General features: G+C 31.9%; 18 protein-coding genes. 12 read left to right on the forward strand and 6 right to left on the reverse strand.

Features of this window, described 5'->3' with window-relative positions; genetic code table 11:
- Nucleotides 1-1,622: methyl-accepting chemotaxis protein (locus tag Q0J35_RS08215; protein ID WP_297195360.1), on the reverse strand; the 1,622-nt coding region annotated here is incomplete at its 3' end.
- Between the two features lie 190 nt (nucleotides 1,623-1,812).
- On the opposite strand from Q0J35_RS08215, the gene Q0J35_RS08220 reads away from it, so the two are divergent.
- The 3 genes from Q0J35_RS08220 to Q0J35_RS08230 are packed head-to-tail and all read left to right on the forward strand — an operon-like array spanning nucleotide 1,813 to nucleotide 3,813.
- Nucleotides 1,813-2,364: an ATP-binding protein gene (locus Q0J35_RS08220; protein ID WP_297195362.1), complete on the forward strand. Its 552-nt coding sequence runs from the start codon at nucleotides 1,813-1,815 to the stop codon at nucleotides 2,362-2,364.
- A gap of 49 nt (nucleotides 2,365-2,413) precedes the next feature.
- Nucleotides 2,414-3,103, forward strand: a complete 690-nt coding sequence (locus Q0J35_RS08225) for a dUTP diphosphatase (RefSeq protein ID WP_297195364.1) — start codon at nucleotides 2,414-2,416, stop codon at nucleotides 3,101-3,103.
- Complete coding sequence (locus tag Q0J35_RS08230; protein WP_297195366.1) at nucleotides 3,103-3,813, forward strand: EI24 domain-containing protein; 711 nt, start codon at nucleotides 3,103-3,105, stop codon at nucleotides 3,811-3,813. The genes Q0J35_RS08225 and Q0J35_RS08230 overlap by 1 nt, the downstream gene beginning before the upstream one ends.
- Before the next feature lie 32 nt (nucleotides 3,814-3,845).
- Here Q0J35_RS08230 and Q0J35_RS08235 read toward each other — a convergent pair whose 3' ends face one another.
- From Q0J35_RS08235 to Q0J35_RS08255, 5 genes are all read right to left on the reverse strand, one after another.
- Complete coding sequence (locus Q0J35_RS08235) at nucleotides 3,846-4,901, reverse strand: siderophore ABC transporter substrate-binding protein (protein ID WP_297195368.1); 1,056 nt, start codon at nucleotides 4,899-4,901, stop codon at nucleotides 3,846-3,848.
- Between the two features lie 18 nt (nucleotides 4,902-4,919).
- The gene (locus tag Q0J35_RS08240) at nucleotides 4,920-5,678 is read right to left on the reverse strand and encodes an ATP-binding cassette domain-containing protein (RefSeq protein WP_297195370.1); all 759 of its coding nucleotides are present in this window, start codon (nucleotides 5,676-5,678) and stop codon (nucleotides 4,920-4,922) included.
- The gene (locus Q0J35_RS08245; RefSeq protein ID WP_297195372.1) at nucleotides 5,675-6,613 is read right to left on the reverse strand and encodes an iron chelate uptake ABC transporter family permease subunit; all 939 of its coding nucleotides are present in this window, start codon (nucleotides 6,611-6,613) and stop codon (nucleotides 5,675-5,677) included. Before Q0J35_RS08245 ends, Q0J35_RS08240 begins: the two co-directional genes overlap by 4 nt.
- Nucleotides 6,606-7,523 (reverse strand): iron chelate uptake ABC transporter family permease subunit, encoded by a 918-nt coding sequence (locus Q0J35_RS08250; RefSeq protein ID WP_297195392.1) that lies wholly within the window; start codon nucleotides 7,521-7,523, stop codon nucleotides 6,606-6,608. Before Q0J35_RS08250 ends, Q0J35_RS08245 begins: the two co-directional genes overlap by 8 nt.
- Nucleotides 7,524-7,631: 108 nt before the next feature.
- Nucleotides 7,632-10,277: a DNA translocase FtsK gene (locus Q0J35_RS08255; RefSeq protein WP_297195374.1), complete on the reverse strand. Its 2,646-nt coding sequence runs from the start codon at nucleotides 10,275-10,277 to the stop codon at nucleotides 7,632-7,634.
- 180 nt (nucleotides 10,278-10,457) lie between these two features.
- Between Q0J35_RS08255 and Q0J35_RS08260 the strand changes: the two genes are divergently transcribed.
- From Q0J35_RS08260 to Q0J35_RS08300, 9 genes are all read left to right on the forward strand, one after another.
- A complete protein-coding gene (locus Q0J35_RS08260; protein ID WP_297195376.1) occupies nucleotides 10,458-10,718 on the forward strand; it encodes a DUF2018 family protein in 261 nt (86 codons plus the stop codon).
- Nucleotides 10,715-11,179 (forward strand): exporting protein, encoded by a 465-nt coding sequence (locus tag Q0J35_RS08265; protein WP_363315719.1) that lies wholly within the window; start codon nucleotides 10,715-10,717, stop codon nucleotides 11,177-11,179. Before Q0J35_RS08260 ends, Q0J35_RS08265 begins: the two co-directional genes overlap by 4 nt.
- A 13-nt stretch (nucleotides 11,180-11,192) precedes the next feature.
- Nucleotides 11,193-12,080: a polyprenyl synthetase family protein gene (locus tag Q0J35_RS08270; RefSeq protein ID WP_297195378.1), complete on the forward strand. Its 888-nt coding sequence runs from the start codon at nucleotides 11,193-11,195 to the stop codon at nucleotides 12,078-12,080.
- A complete protein-coding gene (gene hemA / locus Q0J35_RS08275) occupies nucleotides 12,080-13,375 on the forward strand; it encodes a glutamyl-tRNA reductase (RefSeq protein ID WP_297195380.1) in 1,296 nt (431 codons plus the stop codon). The genes Q0J35_RS08270 and hemA overlap by 1 nt, the downstream gene beginning before the upstream one ends.
- Nucleotides 13,365-15,074, forward strand: a complete 1,710-nt coding sequence (locus Q0J35_RS08280; RefSeq protein WP_297195382.1) for a proline--tRNA ligase — start codon at nucleotides 13,365-13,367, stop codon at nucleotides 15,072-15,074. Before hemA ends, Q0J35_RS08280 begins: the two co-directional genes overlap by 11 nt.
- Nucleotides 15,075-15,096: 22 nt before the next feature.
- Nucleotides 15,097-15,450: an integral memnbrane protein gene (locus tag Q0J35_RS08285; RefSeq protein WP_297195384.1), complete on the forward strand. Its 354-nt coding sequence runs from the start codon at nucleotides 15,097-15,099 to the stop codon at nucleotides 15,448-15,450.
- 54 nt (nucleotides 15,451-15,504) lie between these two features.
- Nucleotides 15,505-16,431, forward strand: coding sequence for a hydroxymethylbilane synthase (hemC, locus tag Q0J35_RS08290; protein WP_297195386.1), 927 nt, complete (start codon nucleotides 15,505-15,507; stop codon nucleotides 16,429-16,431).
- A gap of 8 nt (nucleotides 16,432-16,439) precedes the next feature.
- On the forward strand, nucleotides 16,440-18,248 hold the full coding sequence (locus Q0J35_RS08295) for a menaquinone biosynthesis decarboxylase (RefSeq protein WP_297195388.1): 1,809 nt from the start codon (nucleotides 16,440-16,442) through the stop codon (nucleotides 18,246-18,248).
- A 109-nt stretch (nucleotides 18,249-18,357) separates the two neighbouring features.
- Nucleotides 18,358-20,229, forward strand: a complete 1,872-nt coding sequence (locus Q0J35_RS08300; protein ID WP_297195390.1) for a flagellin — start codon at nucleotides 18,358-18,360, stop codon at nucleotides 20,227-20,229.
- Nucleotides 20,230-20,357: the final 128 nt, after the last annotated feature.

A 20,357-nucleotide genomic window follows, 5' to 3' on the forward strand; every position in this document is an offset into this window, starting at 1 on the left:
GAGTTTGCTTGAGCTTTAGAGCCATCTGTTAGTTTTTGCATAGATTCTTTTAATTCATCTGCTCTGGTTGAGAGTTTATTTGCATAGGAGGCTGAGGTTTTTAGCATTTTTCTTATTTCATCTCCTAAGGTATTTGTTACTACTTCGACCCTTCCCTTAGCATTTTTAATCTCTGTTGAAAAGTCAAGTTTTACAAAGCTATCAAAGACTCTGTTTAATTCTGGTAAGTCATTTCCTATTGCTGTTGATAATAAATCTAAGAGTTGATTTACTGAATCCTTTAATGAATTTAGTTGAGGGTTTGATCCTTGTAAGGTAATTCTTCTAGTTGCGTGTCCTCCTCTTGTGTGATTTATCACATCAAGGGCTTCTTTTACTAAATTTGAATCTTTTTCTAAGGCTCTTTGAGTGTTTTTAGCATTCTCATTTATCATTAAACCAATCTTGCCTAATTCATCTTGAGCCTTTATCTTTATAGGTTCTATGTTATTTACTTCGTGGTTTATGTATTTGAATAATCTTTCGAGGGCTTGGACGATGGTTGGAAGACGAGAAGATACTGTAAGTCTAACTAAAAACCAAATGGCTGCTAAAACTATGATCAAAGCTATGACCGAAGTTAGCATAAACACTACCAGCAAGGAATTTAAATCCTTTAGTATGGACTTTGTTGGAGCTGCTATTAACATCATCCAAGATGAATCAGCACCGTATATAGTGAAAGGATATATTGATAAATATGTATCCACGCCATTTGTAGCCTTATACTCAAAAATTCCTTTTTCATTTTTGTCTAAAGCTTGTATGGCCTTGGCGTTTGCATCTTTGTCAAGTAAATCTTGAAGCTTTTTTAACTCTCTATCTTGCATTTGATGAAAGGCTATAGTTCCGTCTTGATAAAGCAAGGCTCTCATCTCACCCTCGAAATTTAAGACCTTAGGATCTGTGATGAATTTTTTCGCAACTGTAAAATCAAATACAGCTCCTAAAACCCCTACAAATCTTCCGCCCTGTCCATACACTGGGTAAGCAAAGGAAATTCCTATAAAATTACGGTCTGAAAAAGACATAGCCCTTGGCTCGCCAATCACTACATGATCGATCTTTTGGCCATTTTTAGCACTGTTAATAATATCTTGAACGGAAGTAAAATTTACTACACTGTCATTAGCTTGAGCTGGTGTAGATGTGCCTGAACCGCTTGTATCCTCAAAAAACATTACAGTTTCGCCGCTTTGTGTTTGAAACAAAGGATTTGTTTTTAAGTGTTCTGGTGCATTTGGGATATAAAAGAAGGCATAAGCTGTGTAAGGCGAAGAAAGTGCAAGTGATGATACTATATCGTCTATCCTATCTGCTGATACATTATTTATATGATTTGCCTTAAATATATTATTTAAAGTGTTGGAAGTGTTTTTTGATAAGGATGAAATTTCATGAAACATACCTTCCATGTAGTGACCGTAATTCTCAGACTGACTTGAAACTATAGCTTCAGCATTGCTTCGCATACTTTTACTCATCTGTGTGCTAAGTATCAAAGTAAGCGAAACCAAGGCTATAAACACCACAAAACCTATGGAAAACATTATTTTTGAACCAATACTTAAACGAGAAAACATCTTAAAATCCTTTTATTTATTTTTAGTTTAAAATTCTTAAAAACGCACCATTGTATTGTAAAAAATATTAATATTAAGTAAAATTTTTATTTTTATTGTTTTTTTGTAACTTTTGCACATTTTTAAAATAAAAACTCAAGTATAGTATTTTTTTGCCGATATAGCTAGAAATATTAAGGAGAATTAAGTAATGCAAGTTGATGTAAGCAAAAATCAAGGCTTTGCTTTTTCATACACTACAAGTAGCGGTAAGAGTTTATCTTTTGCTATGTTTGATAAAGCCGAAGCTTCTATAAGTAAAGATGAATCAAGTTCTAGCCTTAGCTTGAAAAGAGAGTATGGGTATTCTTTTTCCTATGAAGGTTCAAAGCTAACAGATGAAGATCTAGCTGAAATAAAAAATGCTATGAAAGAAGTAGCACCGCAAATAGATGAATTTTTACAAAATTCAAAGGTTTCACAGATGAATCCAAAAGAAATTATTAGCTCTGCTATGAGTATAGCCAACTTGCTACCAAGTTCAAGCGATGAAAACAAAATGAATGCTACGCTTGATTCCTTGGCAGATAAAATATCAGAACTCTTAAATAAGAACAAAAGCCCTATTTTAGCTGAAAATGAGAATATGCTAAAAGCTAGCAAAGATTTATTTGATGAAGTTATGCAAATTATGAGAGATAAGATAAAACAAGCCAAAGAATCAGAAGAAAAAGACTTAAATTCCTTAAATCTTTATGCTTGATTTATATATGTTTATCTTGTATAATCATCTAAAAATTTGAGGTCTTTATATGAATTCGCTTGATATGCTTACTGATATGTTGCTTTTGCAGCAAAGATTAAATGATGAGACTAATGGAATAGGCTGGGAATCTGGTTACACAAAAGATGGAAAACTTATAAATTTTAGAAGATGTATTTATATGGAATGTGCCGAGCTTGTGGATTCTTTTTCTTGGAAACATTGGAAAAATATAGACAAAAAGCCTGATTGGAAAAATATACATATAGAAATAGTCGATATATGGCATTTTATATTAAGCTTAATCTTAGAAGAATACAAGAAAAAAAATACAAGCAACAAAGCCACTATAGCAATAGACATAAACTCGGTATCCGTTTTTAGAGACTTTTGTGGCGATACACATAGCCCTAAGGATAGCGATATTTACGATATATTAAATGATATAGAGCTTATTATACATAAATGTAGCGGTTTGGAATTTAATGTATTAGAGCTTTTTAATGCATACTTTTTGCTTTCTATTAAATGTGGGATAAACTTAGAAAAACTTTACAAGCTTTATATAGGCAAAAATGTTTTAAATAAATTTAGGCAAGACAATGGCTACAAAGATGGAAGCTATATAAAAATTTGGAACGGCAAAGAAGACAATGAGGTCTTAAATGAGCTTTTAGATAAGAATGGAAATTTTGATTATCTTTATGAAAATTTAGAAAAAATTTATAGGTCCTTGTGATGGAAATTTTAAAGCTTAGTTTAAGAGATTTTTTTTCTAAAGAGGGATTAAAGCTAACTTTTTTTCCTTTTATCTTTGCATTTTTGGTTTTTGTTGTTTCTTTATTTTTATTTTATGAGGATGTTTTTACTTATTTTTCCTCTTTTATTTCTGAATCAAAATCAAGTTTTTTATCTTGGCTTTATAGCTTCTCTTTTGTGCAAATTTTAAATAATGTATTTGCTTTTTTAGTATCTTTTGTTTTGTTTAATGCCGTAGCTATTGCTGTAGCACTTTTGATAGTGGGCTTTTTAACACCTTTTGTGGTAAAATTTGTAAATTCTAAGCATTATACTTACGAGGCAAAAGAATCTGTTTCTATGTTTAAAATATTTGCTATATTATTTACTGTTTTTTTTAAATTTGCTTTAATATTTATATTATCTTTATTTTTGATCTTTGTTCCTTTTGTAGGTATATTTTTGCTTCATCTAAGCCTTTATTATCTCTTTCACAAATGTTTGATAATAGATGTTTTTAGCACTGTTTTATCTAAAGATGAGTTTTTAAAATTTTATAAACATAAGCCTTTGGTTTTTTATTTTAGCACCTTGTGTTTTTATTTGCTTTCTTTATTGCCGATCTTAGGTATTTTTTTGCAAGTGTTTTTTGTGATATTTTTATCTCATCTTTTGTATCAAAAAATTTTAAAATTAAGTGTTAAGCATTGAAAATGCACTGTTTATTAAACAGTGCAAAAAAATTATTTCAAGGCATTAAACACTTCATCGCTCATAGCTTTTAAAGATATTAAGCCTCCACCTCCGGCTAGATACCAAAGTTCAGGGTCTAGATAGATTATTTTACCATTTTGTGCAGCTTTTGTTTTAGCGATTAAAGGATTATCAAGTGCCGCTGCGGCTGTCTCTTTGTTTTTTGCTATTACATTTCTATCTACTACAAACAAATAATCAGGATTTACTTTTAAAATATACTCAGAATCCGCTCTATTGCCGTGTGTGCCTATCTTTAAATTAGTATCAGCCGGGCTTAAACCAAATAAATCATAAAGCACACCAAAGCGAGAATTTGGTCCAAAAACTGAAATTCTATTTGCGTTTGTAAGTATCACTAAGGCTGTCTTGCTCTTATCAACTGAAGTTTTTTGGCTTTCAATGTCTTTTAAAAGATTTTCGACTGTTTCATAGGCACTATCTGTTGATAAACCGTCACCGTGGCTATGCCCTAAGTCTCCGTAAAGTGAAGCGATAGCCACAACATTAGCTCTAAAACTTTCTACAAAATTTGTATTATCAAGTCCAACAAAAACAGTTGGTGCTATATCATTTAGTTTTTCATAAAATTTAGCTTGTCTGCCTGAAATTAAGATTAAATCCGGCTTTAAAGCACTCAAAGCTTCAAAATCAATTTCAACAACAGAGCCAACACTTTGTTTTGTATTGTATTTTTCAAGATATTTAGGTAGAGTTTTTGCAGGAACGCCAACTATCTTATCTCCTAAGCCCAAAGCTTCAAAGGTATCAATAGCTCCTATGTCAAAACTTACCACCTTTTGTGGATTTCTTTGAACTTCTGCCACACCCATTGAGTGTTTTAACTCGATTCTATCTCCAAAACTAGTCCATTCAATAGGAATGATAGTTACATTTGTGCCTGTTACTTTGCTAGCAGAGCTTTGTTCGCTTGAATTTAGTTCAGAACTTGAATTTGTGTCTGTGTTTGTATTGCTTTTATTTTCGCTAGAGCAAGCGATAAAAGCAAAAACTGAAAAAATTGATATGAAAAGTATCTTTTTCATAATATCCTCCTTGTAAAATTAATCAAAATAAAAACAGATTTTTTTGCCTTTTATGTCGTGTATGCTTATATCCATATCAAAAACATCTTTTAAAATTTCCTCTTTTATAAGCTCTTTGCTTTCTTTATGATATAAAATTTCACCATTTCTCATAGCTACTATCTCATCAGAATGCACGGAAGCAAAATTTATATCGTGTAAGACTAAGATAATGGACTTATTAAAATCATTTGCTAGTGATTTTAAAATTTTCATAATCTGCAAAGAATGCTTCATATCTAGGTTATTAAGTGGTTCATCAAGAAAGATGTAATCTGTATCTTGAGCTATAACCATAGCTATATAAGCTCTTTGTCTTTGACCACCACTTAGAGAATCCAAAAATCTATCTTGCAAATCTTCAAGATCCATATAAGCTATAGCTTCTTTTATCTTTTCTTCATCTTTGGAATTTAATTTTCCTTGAGAGTAAGGAAAGCGTCCAAAACCGACCAATTCTTTTACTCTAAGTCTTATGTTTATATTGTTTTGCTGTTTCAGTATAGAAATTTTCTGTGCTAATTCATTGTTTTTATACTTATTTATATCAAGCCCATCTATAATCACAGAACCACTATCCGCCTTTATTAAACGACTTGCTATTCCAAGAGCTGTGCTTTTTCCAGCCCCATTTGCACCTATTAGCGAAGTAATTTTGTGTTTTTTAAATGAAGTTGATATGTTGTTAAGAACTGTTTTTTGTTCGTATTTTTTATAAATATTTTTTAATTCTATCATAAACGGTTTCCTTTAAGAACTAGGTATATAAAATAAATTCCACCTATAAAATTTATGACTACACTTATGGTTGTGTTAAAAGCAAATACCTTAGAAACTATATAAATCCCACCAAGCAATGTTATAATACTTATCAAAGATGAAGCAAGTAGCAAAACATTATGTTTATAGGTTTTAAAAAGCTCATAACTTATATTTGCTACTAGTAATCCCAAAAAACTTATAGGTCCTACTAAAGCCGTGCTTATAGATGTTAAAATAGCTATTACTATTATAAAACTCTTTACTAAATTATCATAATCAAGCCCCAAATTTATAGATATATCCTTGCCTAAAGCTAAAATATCTAAATATTTAAATTTAAAATATATGTATATAAACACCACAAACACAAGTAAGGTAGCTAGACTTAAAATTTCAAAATGCACATTATTAAAAGAAGCAAACATTCTACCTTGCACTATCATAAATTCATCAGGATCTATTAAGGCTTCAAAAAATAGACTTAAAGATGAAAAGAATGTGCCAAAAATAAAACCAAGCAATAAAATAAAATATAAAGACCTACCGCCCTTAAATAAAATTTTATAAAAAAATATAGAAAAAATCACCATACAAACAAGGCATAATAAAAAATTAAGCTTTTCATTATATACGCTTAAGTGCATAGATCCTAAGACAAAAATCAATAAAGTTTGAACAAAGATATATAAAGAATCAAGCCCTATTATGCTAGGCGTTAGGATTTTGTTGTTTGTTATGCTTTGAAATATTACTGTTGAAACCGCTATGCAAATTCCTACTATAATTACTGCTAAAACTGTAATACCTCTTTGAGTTAAAATATATTCATTCAGGTTGCTATTAAAGGTAAACATATAACACAAAATACAAAGTAAAGTAAGAAATATAAGCACCAAAAATTTATTACGCATATTCTTTCTTTCTTAAAAGTAGTAATATAAATACAAAAGAGCCTATAACCCCTACGGTAAGTCCTATTGGAATTTCAAAAGGATAGATTACAAGCCTTGAAAATATATCACAAATTAGCAAAAACACTGCTCCAAGAAGTGCTATATTTATGATATTTTTTCTTATATTATCTCCTTTGTATATAGATATGATATTTGGTATAATCAGCCCTAAAAATGGTAAAATACCAACTGTTAAAACTATGATAGAAGTAATTATAGCTACTATTATAAGCCCTAAATTTAATATAAATCTATATGAAACACCTAAATTTAAAGCTATATCCTCTCCCATACCCGCTATTGTTATCTTGTTTGCATATATATATGCTAACACGAGCAAAGGTAAAGATATATATATAAGCTCATAACTTCCTTGCATTACATTTGAAAAATTACCTTGAAGCCAAATTTGAACATTTTGTATTAAATTTAATTGATAAGCAAAAAATGTCGTAATAGAATTTATTATACCGCCAAACATAAGCCCTATCAAAGGCACAAAAATTATATCTTTTAGTCTTATTTTTCTTATAATTTGCAAAAACACAAAAGAACCTAAAATAGCGAAAATAGATGAAATTATAACTTGATTCAAAAAAGATGCTGTCCCAAAAAAAATCATAGTAAAAAGTATGCCAAGCTTAACGCAATCCATAGTCCCAGCCGTTGTAGGTGATACGAATTTATTTTGTGTAAGCTGCTGCATTATAAGTCCGCAAATACTTAAACTTGCTCCAGCTATTATAATGCTTATAGTTCTTGGTATTCTAGATATTATAAATACATCTTGATTTATACCATTTAGCAAGGAAAAAAAAGATATATCAGTTACGCCTACAAACAACGAGGCAAAGGCTAGTATAAGCATTGATACTGATAAAAAATAAAAAGAAAATATAAAATTCAACTTCTACCTTGATTTAATTTTAATAATAATTTTCAAAGTATATATTATATTTTCTATTTGCTTAAAGCTTTATAAAATCTCTCTTTGCCCTTTTGAGTCTGGTTGGCTTAAAAAACCTGCATCGCTCAACTGTTCTATTATATTTGCAGCACGGTTATATCCTATCTTAAGTCTCCTTTGTAGATAGGAAATGCTAGTTTTTCTGTCCTCTAGTATTACTGCTTTTGCTTCTTCAAAAAGCTCATCAGTTTCGCCTAAAGTTTGTATGCTTTCTGTGTTAGAGCTTTGAGTATCTTTTAGAAAATGTTCATCATATATAACGTCTTGTTGAGCCTTTAAAAATTCAACTATCTTTTCTATCTCGCTTTCACTCGCAAAAGGTGCGTGAAGTCTTACTAGATTATTGCTAGAAGGTGGTGTAAATAAACAGTCTCCGCGTCCAAGCAAGCTTTCAGCTCCAACAGTATCTAAAATCACTTTAGAATCGATTTTTTGACCCACCTTATAAGCTAATCTAGAAGGCAAATTCGCTTTTATAAGCCCTGTAACTACATCAACTGAAGGTCTTTGGGTCGCAACGATAAGATGAATTCCACTAGCTCTAGCCATTTGTGCTAGTCTAGCTATGTAAAATTCCACATCCTTACCCGCACTCATCATCAAATCCGCTAACTCGTCTATTATCACAACTATAAAAGGAAGCTCCTCGTTTCCTAGCTCTTTCATTTTTTCGTTGTAGTTTTCTATATTTTTTGTTTTTGCTTCAGCCATTAATTTATATCTTCTTTCCATTTCCGCGACCATATTAGAAAGGGCTATTATGGCTTTTTTTGGCTCTGTTATTACGGGAGTAAGAAGATGAGGTATATCGTTGTAAATGCTAAATTCAAGCATTTTTGGATCTATCATCATTAGCTTTAAATTTTTTGGACTATTTCTATATAATAATGATAAAAGCATAGAATTTATACCCACGCTTTTACCGCTTCCGGTTGTTCCGGCTATTAAAAGATGAGGTAGCTTTTTTAAATCAGTTACAAAAGCGTTTCCAACTATATCCTTGCCTAAAGCCATTGTAAGAGGGCTTTTTGCTGTTGTGAAAGCCTTGCTTTGTAGTATTTCTTTTAGATATATGGTCTGAATTTGATCGTTTGGAACTTCTATCCCAACCACATCTTTTCCCGGTATAGGTGCTTGTATGCGTATAGAAGTGGCTTTTAATGCCATTGCTAAATCATCTTGTAAATTTAAAATTCTACTAACCTTAACATCAGCACTCGGGCGAAATTCAAAAGTCGTTACCACTGGTCCTGTGTAAGTGCTTATAACATCACCGCCTATTTTAAATCTTCTTAGCTTTTCTAGTAAATCGTAAATTTTTTTATCTATTTCTTGTTCATTTACCTCAAAATTTGAATTAAGCGGATTTGCTAAAAAATCAAGAGGAGGCAAAGTAAAATCTTTCGGCTTTGCTAACTCCCCTTTTTCAATCTCATTTAAAAGCTCTGTATTGCTACTAAGTTCTTTTTTTATAGTAAAATTTTTTGAAATATGCTCTGTATTTTTCTTGAAAAAATCTTTGGATATATCGGGCTTTAACGCCTCTTTTACCTCCTCAACAAAAGGTATCGGCTCTTTTTGCGAATGCAAATCTTTCTTATCTGTTTCAAGCTCCTCCACAATAGGCATAAATTCGCTTTCAAATACACTTTTTTTATCTTCTTGCTTTTTTTCATCTACAGTGAAAGCTAAAATTTGCTCTTCCTCGCTTTTGGTATTTTTTTCATCTTCAAAAACTTCATCGTTTTTGACTTGCTTTCTTAGATAGCTTGGCTCCTCATAGTTTAGTCTTTTTGCTAAATTTAATTTTATTTCATCTATTTTTTTTGGTTTTAAAAATTTGGTTGGCACATATACTTCTTGCTTTTTAGTGTTGTTTATATACTCGTCTATTTCTGCACTTGCCTTTAGGACAAAATTTTTAAGCTCCTCATTTTGTGTATCAAAATTTTTATCATCTTCTAAATTTATTTGTGTTTCTTGCGTTTCAAGCTCTTTTTCTTCTTCTCTGTCTTGCTCTTTTGTATCTATGCTTTTATCATCTTGCTCTTGTATTTCTTCTATGATGACTAATTTTTGATTTCTATTTTCGACTATATTTGTTGTATGGCTTTGTTTATTTTCATTTAAAATTTTATTTTCTTCTTGTTTATTTAGAATTTTTTCAAAAGAATCTTCTTTTGTTTCTTCTTGTTTGTTTGTATTTTGTGTTTCTTTTATTTTTCCTGCAAAAATTTTATCTAGGAAAGTTTTAAATTTAAGCTCTATCTTTTCAAGGAATTCAAAAGAAATTTTCACACCAAGCACTATTTCAAAAAATCTAGGCATAAGCACAACGCAAGAAAGAAGTAAGCTTAAAAGGCTTAAAATTCCACTTCCTACTCTGCCAAAAATTGCACCAATTACAGTATAAAGAATTTCAGGGACATAGCCTGCGTTTTTGCTAAGTATGCCAAATAATATCATAAGCGATACAAAGGCTACAATCAAGGCATTGATTTCTCTTGTTTTTACCTTGTCTAGCTCATAGCCTCTTTTGTAAAATAAATAATTTAAAAATAAACATAAAAATGGATATATCTTTGCAAAATCTCCAAATATAAAGAGGTTAAATTCGCCCAGAAAAGATAAAAAAACCCCCAAAAAATTTGGCATTATAGATACTAAAGCCAACAAAAATATAAAAATACTAGATGCTATAAAAATTATTTCTTTTTTTATGGTCTATCCTTTTTTAAAAGGCTAATTATAGCTAATTTTACATAAATTTCAATGATAAAAGCTTTAGTTTAGAATGTTTTTATATAATTTTATGCAAAAAAGAGGAAAAAGTATATGGATTTTTTTGATGAAATGCTAAACAAAAGCCCAAGAGAAAAATTTATAGAAATAGTGCAAAATGCTCCTTCTGGTGCCATAGAAAAAGCCTTTGATGATTTTTTAAGCGAACATATAGCTATGTTTGAATTGCTTGAAAAAAATGGCTTAAGCGAAGATGATTTGCTAAATTTTAAGCTAGAACATAGTGCAAAGATCGATGAATTAAAAGATGATTATTTTATCGGTCTTACAGCTAAAATTTTGGGGCAGGAATGATATTTAGGTTAAGTCTTTTTTTAGCCCTTGTTAGCTTTTCTTTCGCCGCACAAGCTACTTTTGAACACAAATATGAATTTACTCTGAAAAAAGATGAAAGAGCAAGTGTAGAGGTTACCGAACTTGCAAATAGCAAGGTGCAAAATTTTGATTTTTATTGGACCTTGTTTGATACAAATAAAATAGTCATTCACTCGAAATTTCGTAAATACCCAAGGCAGTTTGTATTGTCTATGAAAAGGAATTTAAATTGGGCTACACAAACCCTTATACCAGATTATACAAACCCTCACATAGATAAAGCAAGACTTATACTTGAGTTTAGTAATTTTCAAGGCAAGGAAGCTAAGTTAACGGTTTATATAGAAGATAAGGAAGCTAGGCTTATGGTTAGATTCTTAGACCCTAGAAAACCAGAGACTTTCACACCTACTGAAGAAGCAAATAATCAAAATAACTAAGTAAGGTAAGATAGTGCAAAAAATAGACGAAATTATACAAGGTTTTTTAAGAGATTTAAACTGCGATATTGTTTTAAATATGTCAAAGTCTATAAAAACCGGCAAGAAATTGCGTTCCAAGCTTATATTAAGCATAAGCGGAGAAAATGAAGAATCATACAAACTTTGTGCGATCATAGAGCTTATACATCTTGCTTCTTTGCTTCACGATGATATAGTAGATGATGCAAAATTAAGAAGAGGTGCAAGGTCTGTAAATTCTGAATTTGGCACAAAAAATGCCTTAATGCTAGGCGATATATTTTACTCAAAAGCTTTTAGTGAGCTTGTAGGCTTTGGTAAAAAAATATCACAGTTAATAGCTGATTCTGTATCAAAGCTTGCTATTGGAGAGCTTATGGATATTGAACTTTCTAAGAATTTTAATGCTGATAAGTCCTTGTATTTAGATATGATTTACAACAAAACCGCAGTTTTGATAGAAGCAAGTGCAAGGAGTGCAGCTATTTTAGCTTCATTAGATGATCTTAGTTTTAGAGAGTATGGTAAAAATTTGGGATTAGCTTTTCAAATGATAGATGATATATTGGATATAAGCTCTGATGAAAAAACTTTGGGTAAAGCAGCTATGAGCGATTTTAAGGAAGGTAAAAGCACATTGCCATATATTTATCTTTATGAGGCTTTAGATGATAAAAATATTCTTTTAGATTTTTTTAAAAAAGACCTTAATGACATAGAAAAAAAGTCTTTGTTAGATGAATTTAACAAACACGGTATTTTAGAAAAAAGCAAAAAAGAAGCTCTTAGTTACGGTAATAAAGCTTTAAAAGCCATAGAAAAATACAACAATAAAAAACTAAATGATATTATAGAAAATATGATAAATAGGAGTTTTTAATGCATTATGTTTGTGTTAGTTGGACACATAAAAATACAGATTTAGCTGTAAGGGAAAAGTTAGCCCTTATAGATGATTCTAAAAAAAATCTCCTTAAAAATCTCCTTTTAGATAAAAATATATTAGAATGTATGTTATTAAGCACCTGTAACAGAGTTGAATTCTTTATATATGCCTTAGATTCTTCACTTGCTTGCAGACAAACCGTAGCATTAATGTCAAAATTTTGTGATATTAATGAGGCAAATTTATCTCAAAGAGCTGACTTTTTTGAGGACAGTTCAGCTATACATCATTTATTTTCTGTAGCCTCATCTCTTGATAGTTTAGTAATTGGTGAAACCCAGATAGCAGGACAATTAAAAGAAAGCTTTTCTTTTTCTATCGAAAATAATTTTTGTGCTAAGAATTTATCAAGAGCCTTACATTTTGCTTTTAAGTGCGGTGCAAAGATAAGAACACAAACAGAAATTTCTAAAAATCCTGTTTCTGTAGCTTCAGTAGCGGTAACAAAGGCAAAAGAATTTTCAAATTTAGAAAATAAAAAAGTGCTTGTATTAGGTGCAGGTCAAATGAGTGAGCTTCTTTGCAAGCATTTGCTTAATACAAACTCAGATATAACAGTGCTTAGCAGAAATTATGAAAAATCAAAAAATTTAGCCTTGGCTTTAGGTGTTAAAAATGAAGACATTAGCAAATTAAAAGAGCTTGTAAATAGTTTTGAGCTTATATTTTGTGCTACAAATTCTAAAGAGCCAGTTATAACAGATGATATTATAGAGCAAAGGGATTTTGTAAGGTATTTTTTTGATATAGCAGTGCCAAGAGATGTTGATATAAAGGAAAATGATAAGATTAAAGTTTTTTTCGTAGATGATTTGCAAGATGTGGTTAATAAAAATTTAGCCTTAAGGGAAAGCGAGGCTCACAGTGCCTACTCTATAATAGGAAAAATGACTATGGAGTTTTTCAGATATTTAGATGATTTAGAATTAAACCCTATTATAAAAGATTTAAGACTTATTGCTAAGGACTGTGCACAAAGAGAATTGCAAAAAGCCATAAAAAAAGGTTATTTAAAAAATTCAGACAAAGAAGAAGCTAGAAAACTTATACATCAAGTTTTTAAAGCGTTTTTACATACACCTACTATGAAACTAAAACACTTAGAAGGAAAGGTGCAAAGCGATACAGTCGCAAATGCTATGCGTTATGTTTTTGCACTTGATAAGGAAGTGCAAGGTTTAGATGAGTATAAATGCGAATACGCAGCGGAGAACAAAAATGAGATTTAAAAATTTTTATGCACCAAGCACAAAACAAGCACCAAAAGACGCTACTTTGCCAAGCCATATATTTTTATTAAGAGGCGGTTTTATCGAGCAAATAGGTGCTGGGCTTTATAATTTTTTGCCTCTTGGCAAAAGGGTATTAGACAAAATTTATTCAGTCGTAAAAGAAGAGATGGATAAATCAGGCTCCTTGCAAACGGACTTAAGTTTTGTTACACCCGCATACTTATGGAAAGAAAGTAAGCGTTACGAAAATTTTGGCAAAGAGCTTTTGCGTTTTAAGGACAGAAAAGAAAATGACTTTGTTTTAGGTCCAACGCACGAAGAAGCTATGCTTAGCATAGTTAAAAACAAAATCACAAGCTACAAACAACTACCATTAAATTTATATCAAATAGGCTTAAAATTCAGAGATGAAGCAAGACCTAGATTTGGTTTGCTAAGATGTAGAGAATTTGTTATGAAAGACGCTTATAGCTTTCACGCTAACACAGATGATTTAGACCGTGAATTTGAGCTTATGGATAAAACTTATAGAAGTATTTTTACAAGACTTGGGCTTGATTTTAGAGTCGTAGATGCTGATAGTGGAGCTATCGGCGGTAGTGGCTCAAAAGAATTTATGGTTTTAGCTGAAAATGGAGAAGACGATATTATAACCTGCACGGCTTGTGATTACGCTGCAAATGTTGAGGTTGCAAGTAGGGCTAAAAAAACTTGCGATAAGGAAAGACCAGAGGCTGATTATAGTGCTAAATTTTACACACCAGATGTGAAAACTATAAAAGGTGTGGCTGATTTTTTTAAGGTAGATGAATTTTACACTATAAAAGCTGTTGTTAAAAAAGCCATATATGAAGATAAGGAAAAATTGGTGCTTTTTTTACTTAGGGGTTGCGATGAGCTTCAAGAAAAAAAGGCTATAAATGCTTGCAATGCCTTAGAGCTAAGCGATGCAAGCGAAGAAGAGCTTATAAATGCCGGGCTTACACCGGGTTTTATAGGCTTTATAAATCTTAAAAAAGATGTGGAATTTTACATAGACAAAGAGCTTGAAAATGAAACACAGATGATAATGGGAGCAAATGAAAAAGATTATCACTTGGTAGGAATTTCTGTAGTAAATTTAAATAAAGATAGATTCAAGGATTTAGTTACAGTAAAAGAGGGAGATTGTTGTAAAAACTGCGGTTCTAAGCTAAAACAAAGCAAGGGCATAGAAGTAGGGCATATTTTTAAACTAGGTCAAAAATACTCATCTGCTATGAATGCTACCTTTTTAGATGAAAATGGTAAGGCAAATCCTTTTTATATGGGGTGTTACGGCATAGGAGTAAGTAGGCTTGTGGCTGTTGCTGTAGAGGCGATGCACGATGAAAAAGGTTGTATTTGGGATAAAAAACTAGCACCCTTTGTTTGCGATATTATCATTTCAAATTTAAAAGATGAAAAAGCTGTAAGCTATGCAAATGAGCTTTATGAAAAACTCAAAAAAGAAGGCTTTGATGCTCTTTTAGATGATAGAGATGAAAGATTTGGAGTAAAGATAAATGATTTCGAGCTTATGGGTTTTCCTTACGCTGTTGTTCTTGGCAAAGGCTTGGAAAAAGGCGAAGTAGAGCTTATAGAAAGAAAAAATTTAAATAAAAACATTGTAAAAAGCACCGAGCTTTTTGAAATTTTAAGGGAAAAACTTGTATAGAGTATCTTTTTTAGGCTTTTTTTTGATAGAGCTTTTGGCTTCACTGTGTTTTATATTAGTTTTTGGTCTTAGTACCTTTTTAATACTTGTGATACTTAGTATCTTTGTTGGAATTTTACTTTTGGCTATTTTTTGGAAAAATATGCTTGAGTTTCAGCTTTTAGCCCCAAGAGAGCTTTTTGCGAATTTTTCTTATGTTATAGCTGCTTTTTTATTTATCGTTCCGGGAATTTTAAGCACATTTTTTGCTGTTTGCATACTTATTTTCGCTCTTGTTTTTAGAAATAAAAAGCAAGAAAACAATTTCTATGAAAGCAAAGATTATGATGATGATGAAATCATAGATGTTGAAATTATCGAGGATAGCAAAAGATGAAAGAAAGCATTATAAAAAAGATTTGTTATAAAGACTAATAGCAAGGAAATTTTTATGGATAAAATAATCATAGCTACAAGAAAATCAGCCCTAGCTATGTGGCAAAGTGAGTATATAAAAAATATCCTTGAAAAGACACACGGCGTAGAAGTTGTTTTGCAAGGCTTTAAGACGAAAGGAGATGTGCTTTTGGATTCTCCTTTAGCAAAGATAGGAGGCAAGGGGCTTTTTACTAAAGAATTAGAAGAAAGTATGTTAAGAGGCGAGGCACATATAGCAGTGCATAGTTTAAAAGACGTGCCAACTTTCTTTCCAAGTGGTTTGAAACTAGCAGCTATTACAAAAAGAGAAGATGTTAGAGACTGTTTTTTGAGTATGAAATATAAAAATTTATACGAGTTGCCACAAGGTGCAAAGGTAGGCACCACAAGTCTTAGACGCCAAATGCAACTTTTGCTTTTAAGAAAAGATTTAAAGCTTATATCTTTAAGAGGCAATGTAAATTCAAGATTAGAAAAACTAAAAAATGAAGAATTTGATGCTATTATCCTAGCAAAAGCAGGTATTAATAGACTAAACTTAGAAAAAGAGGTAAATTTTACCTATGCTTTTTCAAAAGATGAAATGATACCAGCAGCTTCTCAAGGTGCTTTAGGTATAGAAAGTATTGAAAATAGTGAGCTTGAAGCAGTATTATCCTGTTTAAATGATGAAAATTCTTTTATGGAAACATATATAGAAAGAGATTTTATAAAAGCTCTAGAAGGTGGCTGTCAAGTCCCAATAGGTATAAACGCAGAGTTACAAGGTGAGCAAATCAAAATAAGAGCGGTTTTAGGCTTACCAAATGCTAGTGAAATTTTAAAAGAAGAGCAGCTTGTATCAAAAAATTTATATAAACAAGCAGGATTTTTACTAGCACAAAAGATGATACAAAATGGTGCAAAAGAGCTTTTAAATAGAGCTTTAAAGATGATTTAGGGGATATTATGCGTGAATTTATAGAGCTTTTAGAGAAAAATGACTTATTAACCGTTATAGAACAAGAGCTAGATACAGAGCTTGAGATAGCACATTTAGCCTATATTGAAGCTAAAAAAAAAGATGGCAAGGCTTTGCTTTTTACAAATGTTGTAAATAAAAAAGAAAAAGTAAAATACAATTTCCCAGTTCTTATGAATACCTTTTGTAGCGAAAAAGCTTTAAATTTAGCTTTTACGAGAGATTATGAGGAAGTAGCGGCTGAAATTTCTAGTCTTTTAAAAATGCATATACCTACATCTTTTTCAGCCAAGCTTGATTTTTTCAAAAAACTTTTTAGCTTAAAATCCGTCCCGCCAAAGAGACTTAAAAAAAAGGGCGAATTTGAGTATCAAAGCCTATCCTCTTTAAAAGAGCTTCCCATACTTAAAACTTGGGAAGATGACGCGGATAAATTTATAACTATGGGGCAGGTTTATACTCAAAGTTTGGATAAAACGCAAAACAATCTAGGAATGTATCGTTTGCAAGTAAAGTCAGACAACGAGCTTTTAATGCATTGGCAAATTCACAAAGACGCTACGCATTTTTACCACGAGTATAAAAAAGCAGGACAGAAAATGCCAGTTAGCATAGCCATAGGAGGAGACCCGCTTTATATATGGTGTTCTCAAGCACCTTTACCAAAGGGAATTTTCGAGCTTTTGCTTTATGGTTTCATAAAAAAAGAAAATGCTAACTTAGTTCAATGTCAAAATGGCATCTTTGTCCCATATAATAGCGATATAGTGATAGAAGGCTTTGTAGATATTGATGAAATGGCACTTGAAGGACCTTTTGGAGACCATACAGGTTTTTATACCCCAAAAGAACCATTTCCAGTCATGAAAATCACCTCCATAAAGGCTAAAAAAGACGCTATATATCAAGCGACTGTGGTTGGAAAGCCACCTTTAGAGGATAAAATAATGGCTCTTGGCACGGAAAGAGTGTTTTTACCACTTTTACAAACTAGTGCTCCGGATTTGCTTGATTATAATATGCCTGAAAATGGAGTCTTTCATAATCTCATCTTAGCCAAGATAAATACAAATTATCCAGCTCAAGCACAGCAGCTAATGCACGCTTTTTGGGGAGTTGGACAGATGAGTTTTGTAAAACACGCTATTTTTGTAGATAAGGACGCACCAAATTTAAAAGACTATGATAAGCTAATACCTTATATGCTAAACCGTTTTGATACAAAAAAACTTTTTATAAGCGAAGGCATTTGCGATCAGCTAGATCATGCTTCACCAAATTCTTGTTATGGTGGCAAAGCTGGACTTGATCTTACAGATGAAAATTTAAATCAAAGAAAACTAGAACTTTTAGATGATGATGATTTAAGCGAAATTTTTAAAAGCAAATTTTCTTTTCTTGCTTTAAAACAGTTTTACAAAGATACTTCAAGCCCTATAACTTGTATAATCCTTGATAAAAAACAAAATGTAAAAAAGATTTTTGGGGATCTAAAAGACTTTAACAAGCATTTTAGAATTTTAGTATTTTTAGATAAAGAAAATAAACTAGAAAATCCTTATATGCTTATTTGGCGTGTGGTAAATAATATAGATTCTAAAAGAGACTTTTATATAAATGCAGATACCATAGCCATAAATGCGTGCGCTAAAGATGAAAGTGATTCTTATGAAAGGCAGTGGCCAAAGCAAACAGACTGTTCAAAATCTGTCCTAAAAGAGCTTATAAAAAGGGGTATATTAAAAGAAGATAAAGAGCTTTTTAACAAATTTGAACTATGCGGTGAAGATTTTTAACAAAAAACAAATTTTTTTTTAAAAAAAGGTATAAAGTTTTTTTTATTCTTTACGATATAGCTAGTAACAAAGCAAAGGAAGCTTTGAATTTAAATTAAAAGGATTTATCATGGGTTATCGTATTAACACCAATGTTTCCGCATTAAATGCGCTTAACACTTCTACTATCAACACAAGGAATTTAAATACTTCCTTAGAAAGACTTTCATCAGGTCTTAGAATCAACTCTGCTAAAGATGATGCGTCAGGTTTGGCTATAGCTGACCAACTTAAAACTCAAGCTTCTACATTAGGTCAAGCTATAAACAATGGTAACGATGCAAACAGCATACTTCAAACTGCTGATAAGGCTATGGATGAGCAAATAAAAATCCTTGATGCTATTAAAACAAAAGCTACTCAAGCAGCTCAAGATGGTCAAAGCACAAAGACAAGAAATATGCTTCAAGCTGATATTAACAGACTTATAGAAGAGCTTGATAATATAGCCAACACTACATCTTTCAACGGAAAGCAACTTCTAAGTGGTGGTTTTGTGAATCAAGAATTCCAAATCGGTGTTAGCTCAAACCAAACTGTAAAAGCTAGCATAGGTTCAACTCAAAGCTCAAAGATAGGTGTTACTCGCTTTGAAACAGGTCAAAATGTTATGCAAAGTGGAACAGCTACACTTACTATAAACAACTATGATGGTGTAAATGACTTTACTTTCCAAAGTGTAGTTATATCTACTTCAGTTGGAACAGGTCTTGGAGCCTTAGCTGAGGAAATAAACAGAGTTACTGATAGAACAGGTGTTAGAGCTGTTGCTAATGTTCAAACTACTGGTTCAAGAGCTATAAGTGCTGGTGAAACAGGCGAAGACTTTGCTATAAATGGCGTTGTAATAGGTAAAATTTCTTATCAAGATGGTGATAAAAATGGTGCTTTAGTAAATGCCATAAATGCTAAAAAAGACACCACAGGTGTTGAAGCTGCTAGAGGTGCAAATGGTGAGCTTATACTTACTTCAAACAGTGGTCGTGGTATAGTTATCACAGGAGATATGGGAACAGGAACAGGTATAGCTTTAAATATGAGAGAAAACTATGGTCGTTTATCTTTGATCAAAAATGACGGTTCTGATATTTCTGTAAGCGGAACAGGCTTTGGTTTTGACAATGATAAACTTGTTACTCAAGCTTCTGTTTCCTTAAGAGAAACTCAAGGAAGACTAAGCCAATTTATAGCTGATGCTATGGGCTTTAATGCAAATGAAAAACTAGCTTCTATCACTATAGGCGTTTCTAGTATGACTGTTCTTGCCGGAACTGGTAGAAGCACTGAAACACAGTATTTGTTTTCAAACCTTGGTCCTGGTATGTCTACGTTTGGTGTTGGTCAAGTTGCTGCTTCAGATGCTGCTGCTGTTGTAGGTAATGTTATAGATATAGGACCTGGGCTTGGAAATGTATCTAATCTAGGTTTATCAGCTCTTCAAGCAGGTTATAGCCTTGTAGCTAATGCCTTATCTGCTGCAAGATTCTCTGCTGTTTATGATATGGTCCTTTCTGCTGTTTCAGCTGTTGTTGGAGACTTGCTAATAGGAAGTGGAACTAATGGTTTATCAGCATTATTCTCTGCTAACAACCTAGGCTTAGCTCACCAAGAAAGAACTGATGGTATAGGTGATGAGCAAACAGCTGGTGTTACTACACTACAAGGTGCGATGGCAGTTATGGACGTTGCTGAAACTGCGATAGCTAACCTTGACACTATCCGTGCTGATATCGGTTCTGTTCAACAACAAATAGAAAAAACTTTGAATAACATAAGCGTTACTCAAGTGAATCTAAAAGCTGCTGAATCAACCATAAGAGATGTTGATTTTGCTTCTGAAAGTGCAAACTACTCTAAGAGCAATATCCTAGCTCAAAGTGGTGCTTACGCTCTAGCACAAGCAAATGCTTCTCAACAAAATGTCTTAAGACTTTTACAATAGTCTTAACTAAAGCTAGTTTGGTATCCACCAAACTAGCCTTCCCCCCCCCCCCTTTCTTTCTTTTTTCTATCGTGTATGGATTAGTCCTTCAAACTCTTCACTGTCACATTTGATTTCTCGTCTTTTTT

It is taken from the genome of uncultured Campylobacter sp., from assembly GCF_944323605.1.
GTDB lineage: Bacteria > Campylobacterota > Campylobacteria > Campylobacterales > Campylobacteraceae > Campylobacter_D.

Excerpts from the sequence above, each read along its gene's own strand:
- Q0J35_RS08260 (WP_297195376.1), top strand. The coding sequence starts at position 10,458 with ATGGATTTTTTTGATGAAATGCTAAACAAAAGCCCAAGAGAAAAATTT.
- Q0J35_RS08225 (WP_297195364.1), top strand. The coding sequence starts at position 2,414 with ATGAATTCGCTTGATATGCTTACTGATATGTTGCTTTTGCAGCAAAGA.
- Q0J35_RS08295 (WP_297195388.1), top strand. The coding sequence starts at position 16,440 with ATGCGTGAATTTATAGAGCTTTTAGAGAAAAATGACTTATTAACCGTT.
- Q0J35_RS08265 (WP_363315719.1), top strand. The coding sequence starts at position 10,715 with ATGATATTTAGGTTAAGTCTTTTTTTAGCCCTTGTTAGCTTTTCTTTC.
- Q0J35_RS08235 (WP_297195368.1), bottom strand. The coding sequence starts at position 4,901 with ATGAAAAAGATACTTTTCATATCAATTTTTTCAGTTTTTGCTTTTATC.
- hemA (WP_297195380.1), top strand. The coding sequence starts at position 12,080 with ATGCATTATGTTTGTGTTAGTTGGACACATAAAAATACAGATTTAGCT.
- Q0J35_RS08250 (WP_297195392.1), bottom strand. The coding sequence starts at position 7,523 with ATGCTTATACTAGCCTTTGCCTCGTTGTTTGTAGGCGTAACTGATATA.
- hemC (WP_297195386.1), top strand. The coding sequence starts at position 15,505 with ATGGATAAAATAATCATAGCTACAAGAAAATCAGCCCTAGCTATGTGG.
- Q0J35_RS08245 (WP_297195372.1), bottom strand. The coding sequence starts at position 6,613 with ATGCGTAATAAATTTTTGGTGCTTATATTTCTTACTTTACTTTGTATT.
- Q0J35_RS08240 (WP_297195370.1), bottom strand. The coding sequence starts at position 5,678 with ATGATAGAATTAAAAAATATTTATAAAAAATACGAACAAAAAACAGTT.
- Q0J35_RS08220 (WP_297195362.1), top strand. The coding sequence starts at position 1,813 with ATGCAAGTTGATGTAAGCAAAAATCAAGGCTTTGCTTTTTCATACACT.
- Q0J35_RS08300 (WP_297195390.1), top strand. The coding sequence starts at position 18,358 with ATGGGTTATCGTATTAACACCAATGTTTCCGCATTAAATGCGCTTAAC.
- Q0J35_RS08280 (WP_297195382.1), top strand. The coding sequence starts at position 13,365 with ATGAGATTTAAAAATTTTTATGCACCAAGCACAAAACAAGCACCAAAA.
- Q0J35_RS08255 (WP_297195374.1), bottom strand. The coding sequence starts at position 10,277 with ATGCCAAATTTTTTGGGGGTTTTTTTATCTTTTCTGGGCGAATTTAAC.
- Q0J35_RS08230 (WP_297195366.1), top strand. The coding sequence starts at position 3,103 with ATGGAAATTTTAAAGCTTAGTTTAAGAGATTTTTTTTCTAAAGAGGGA.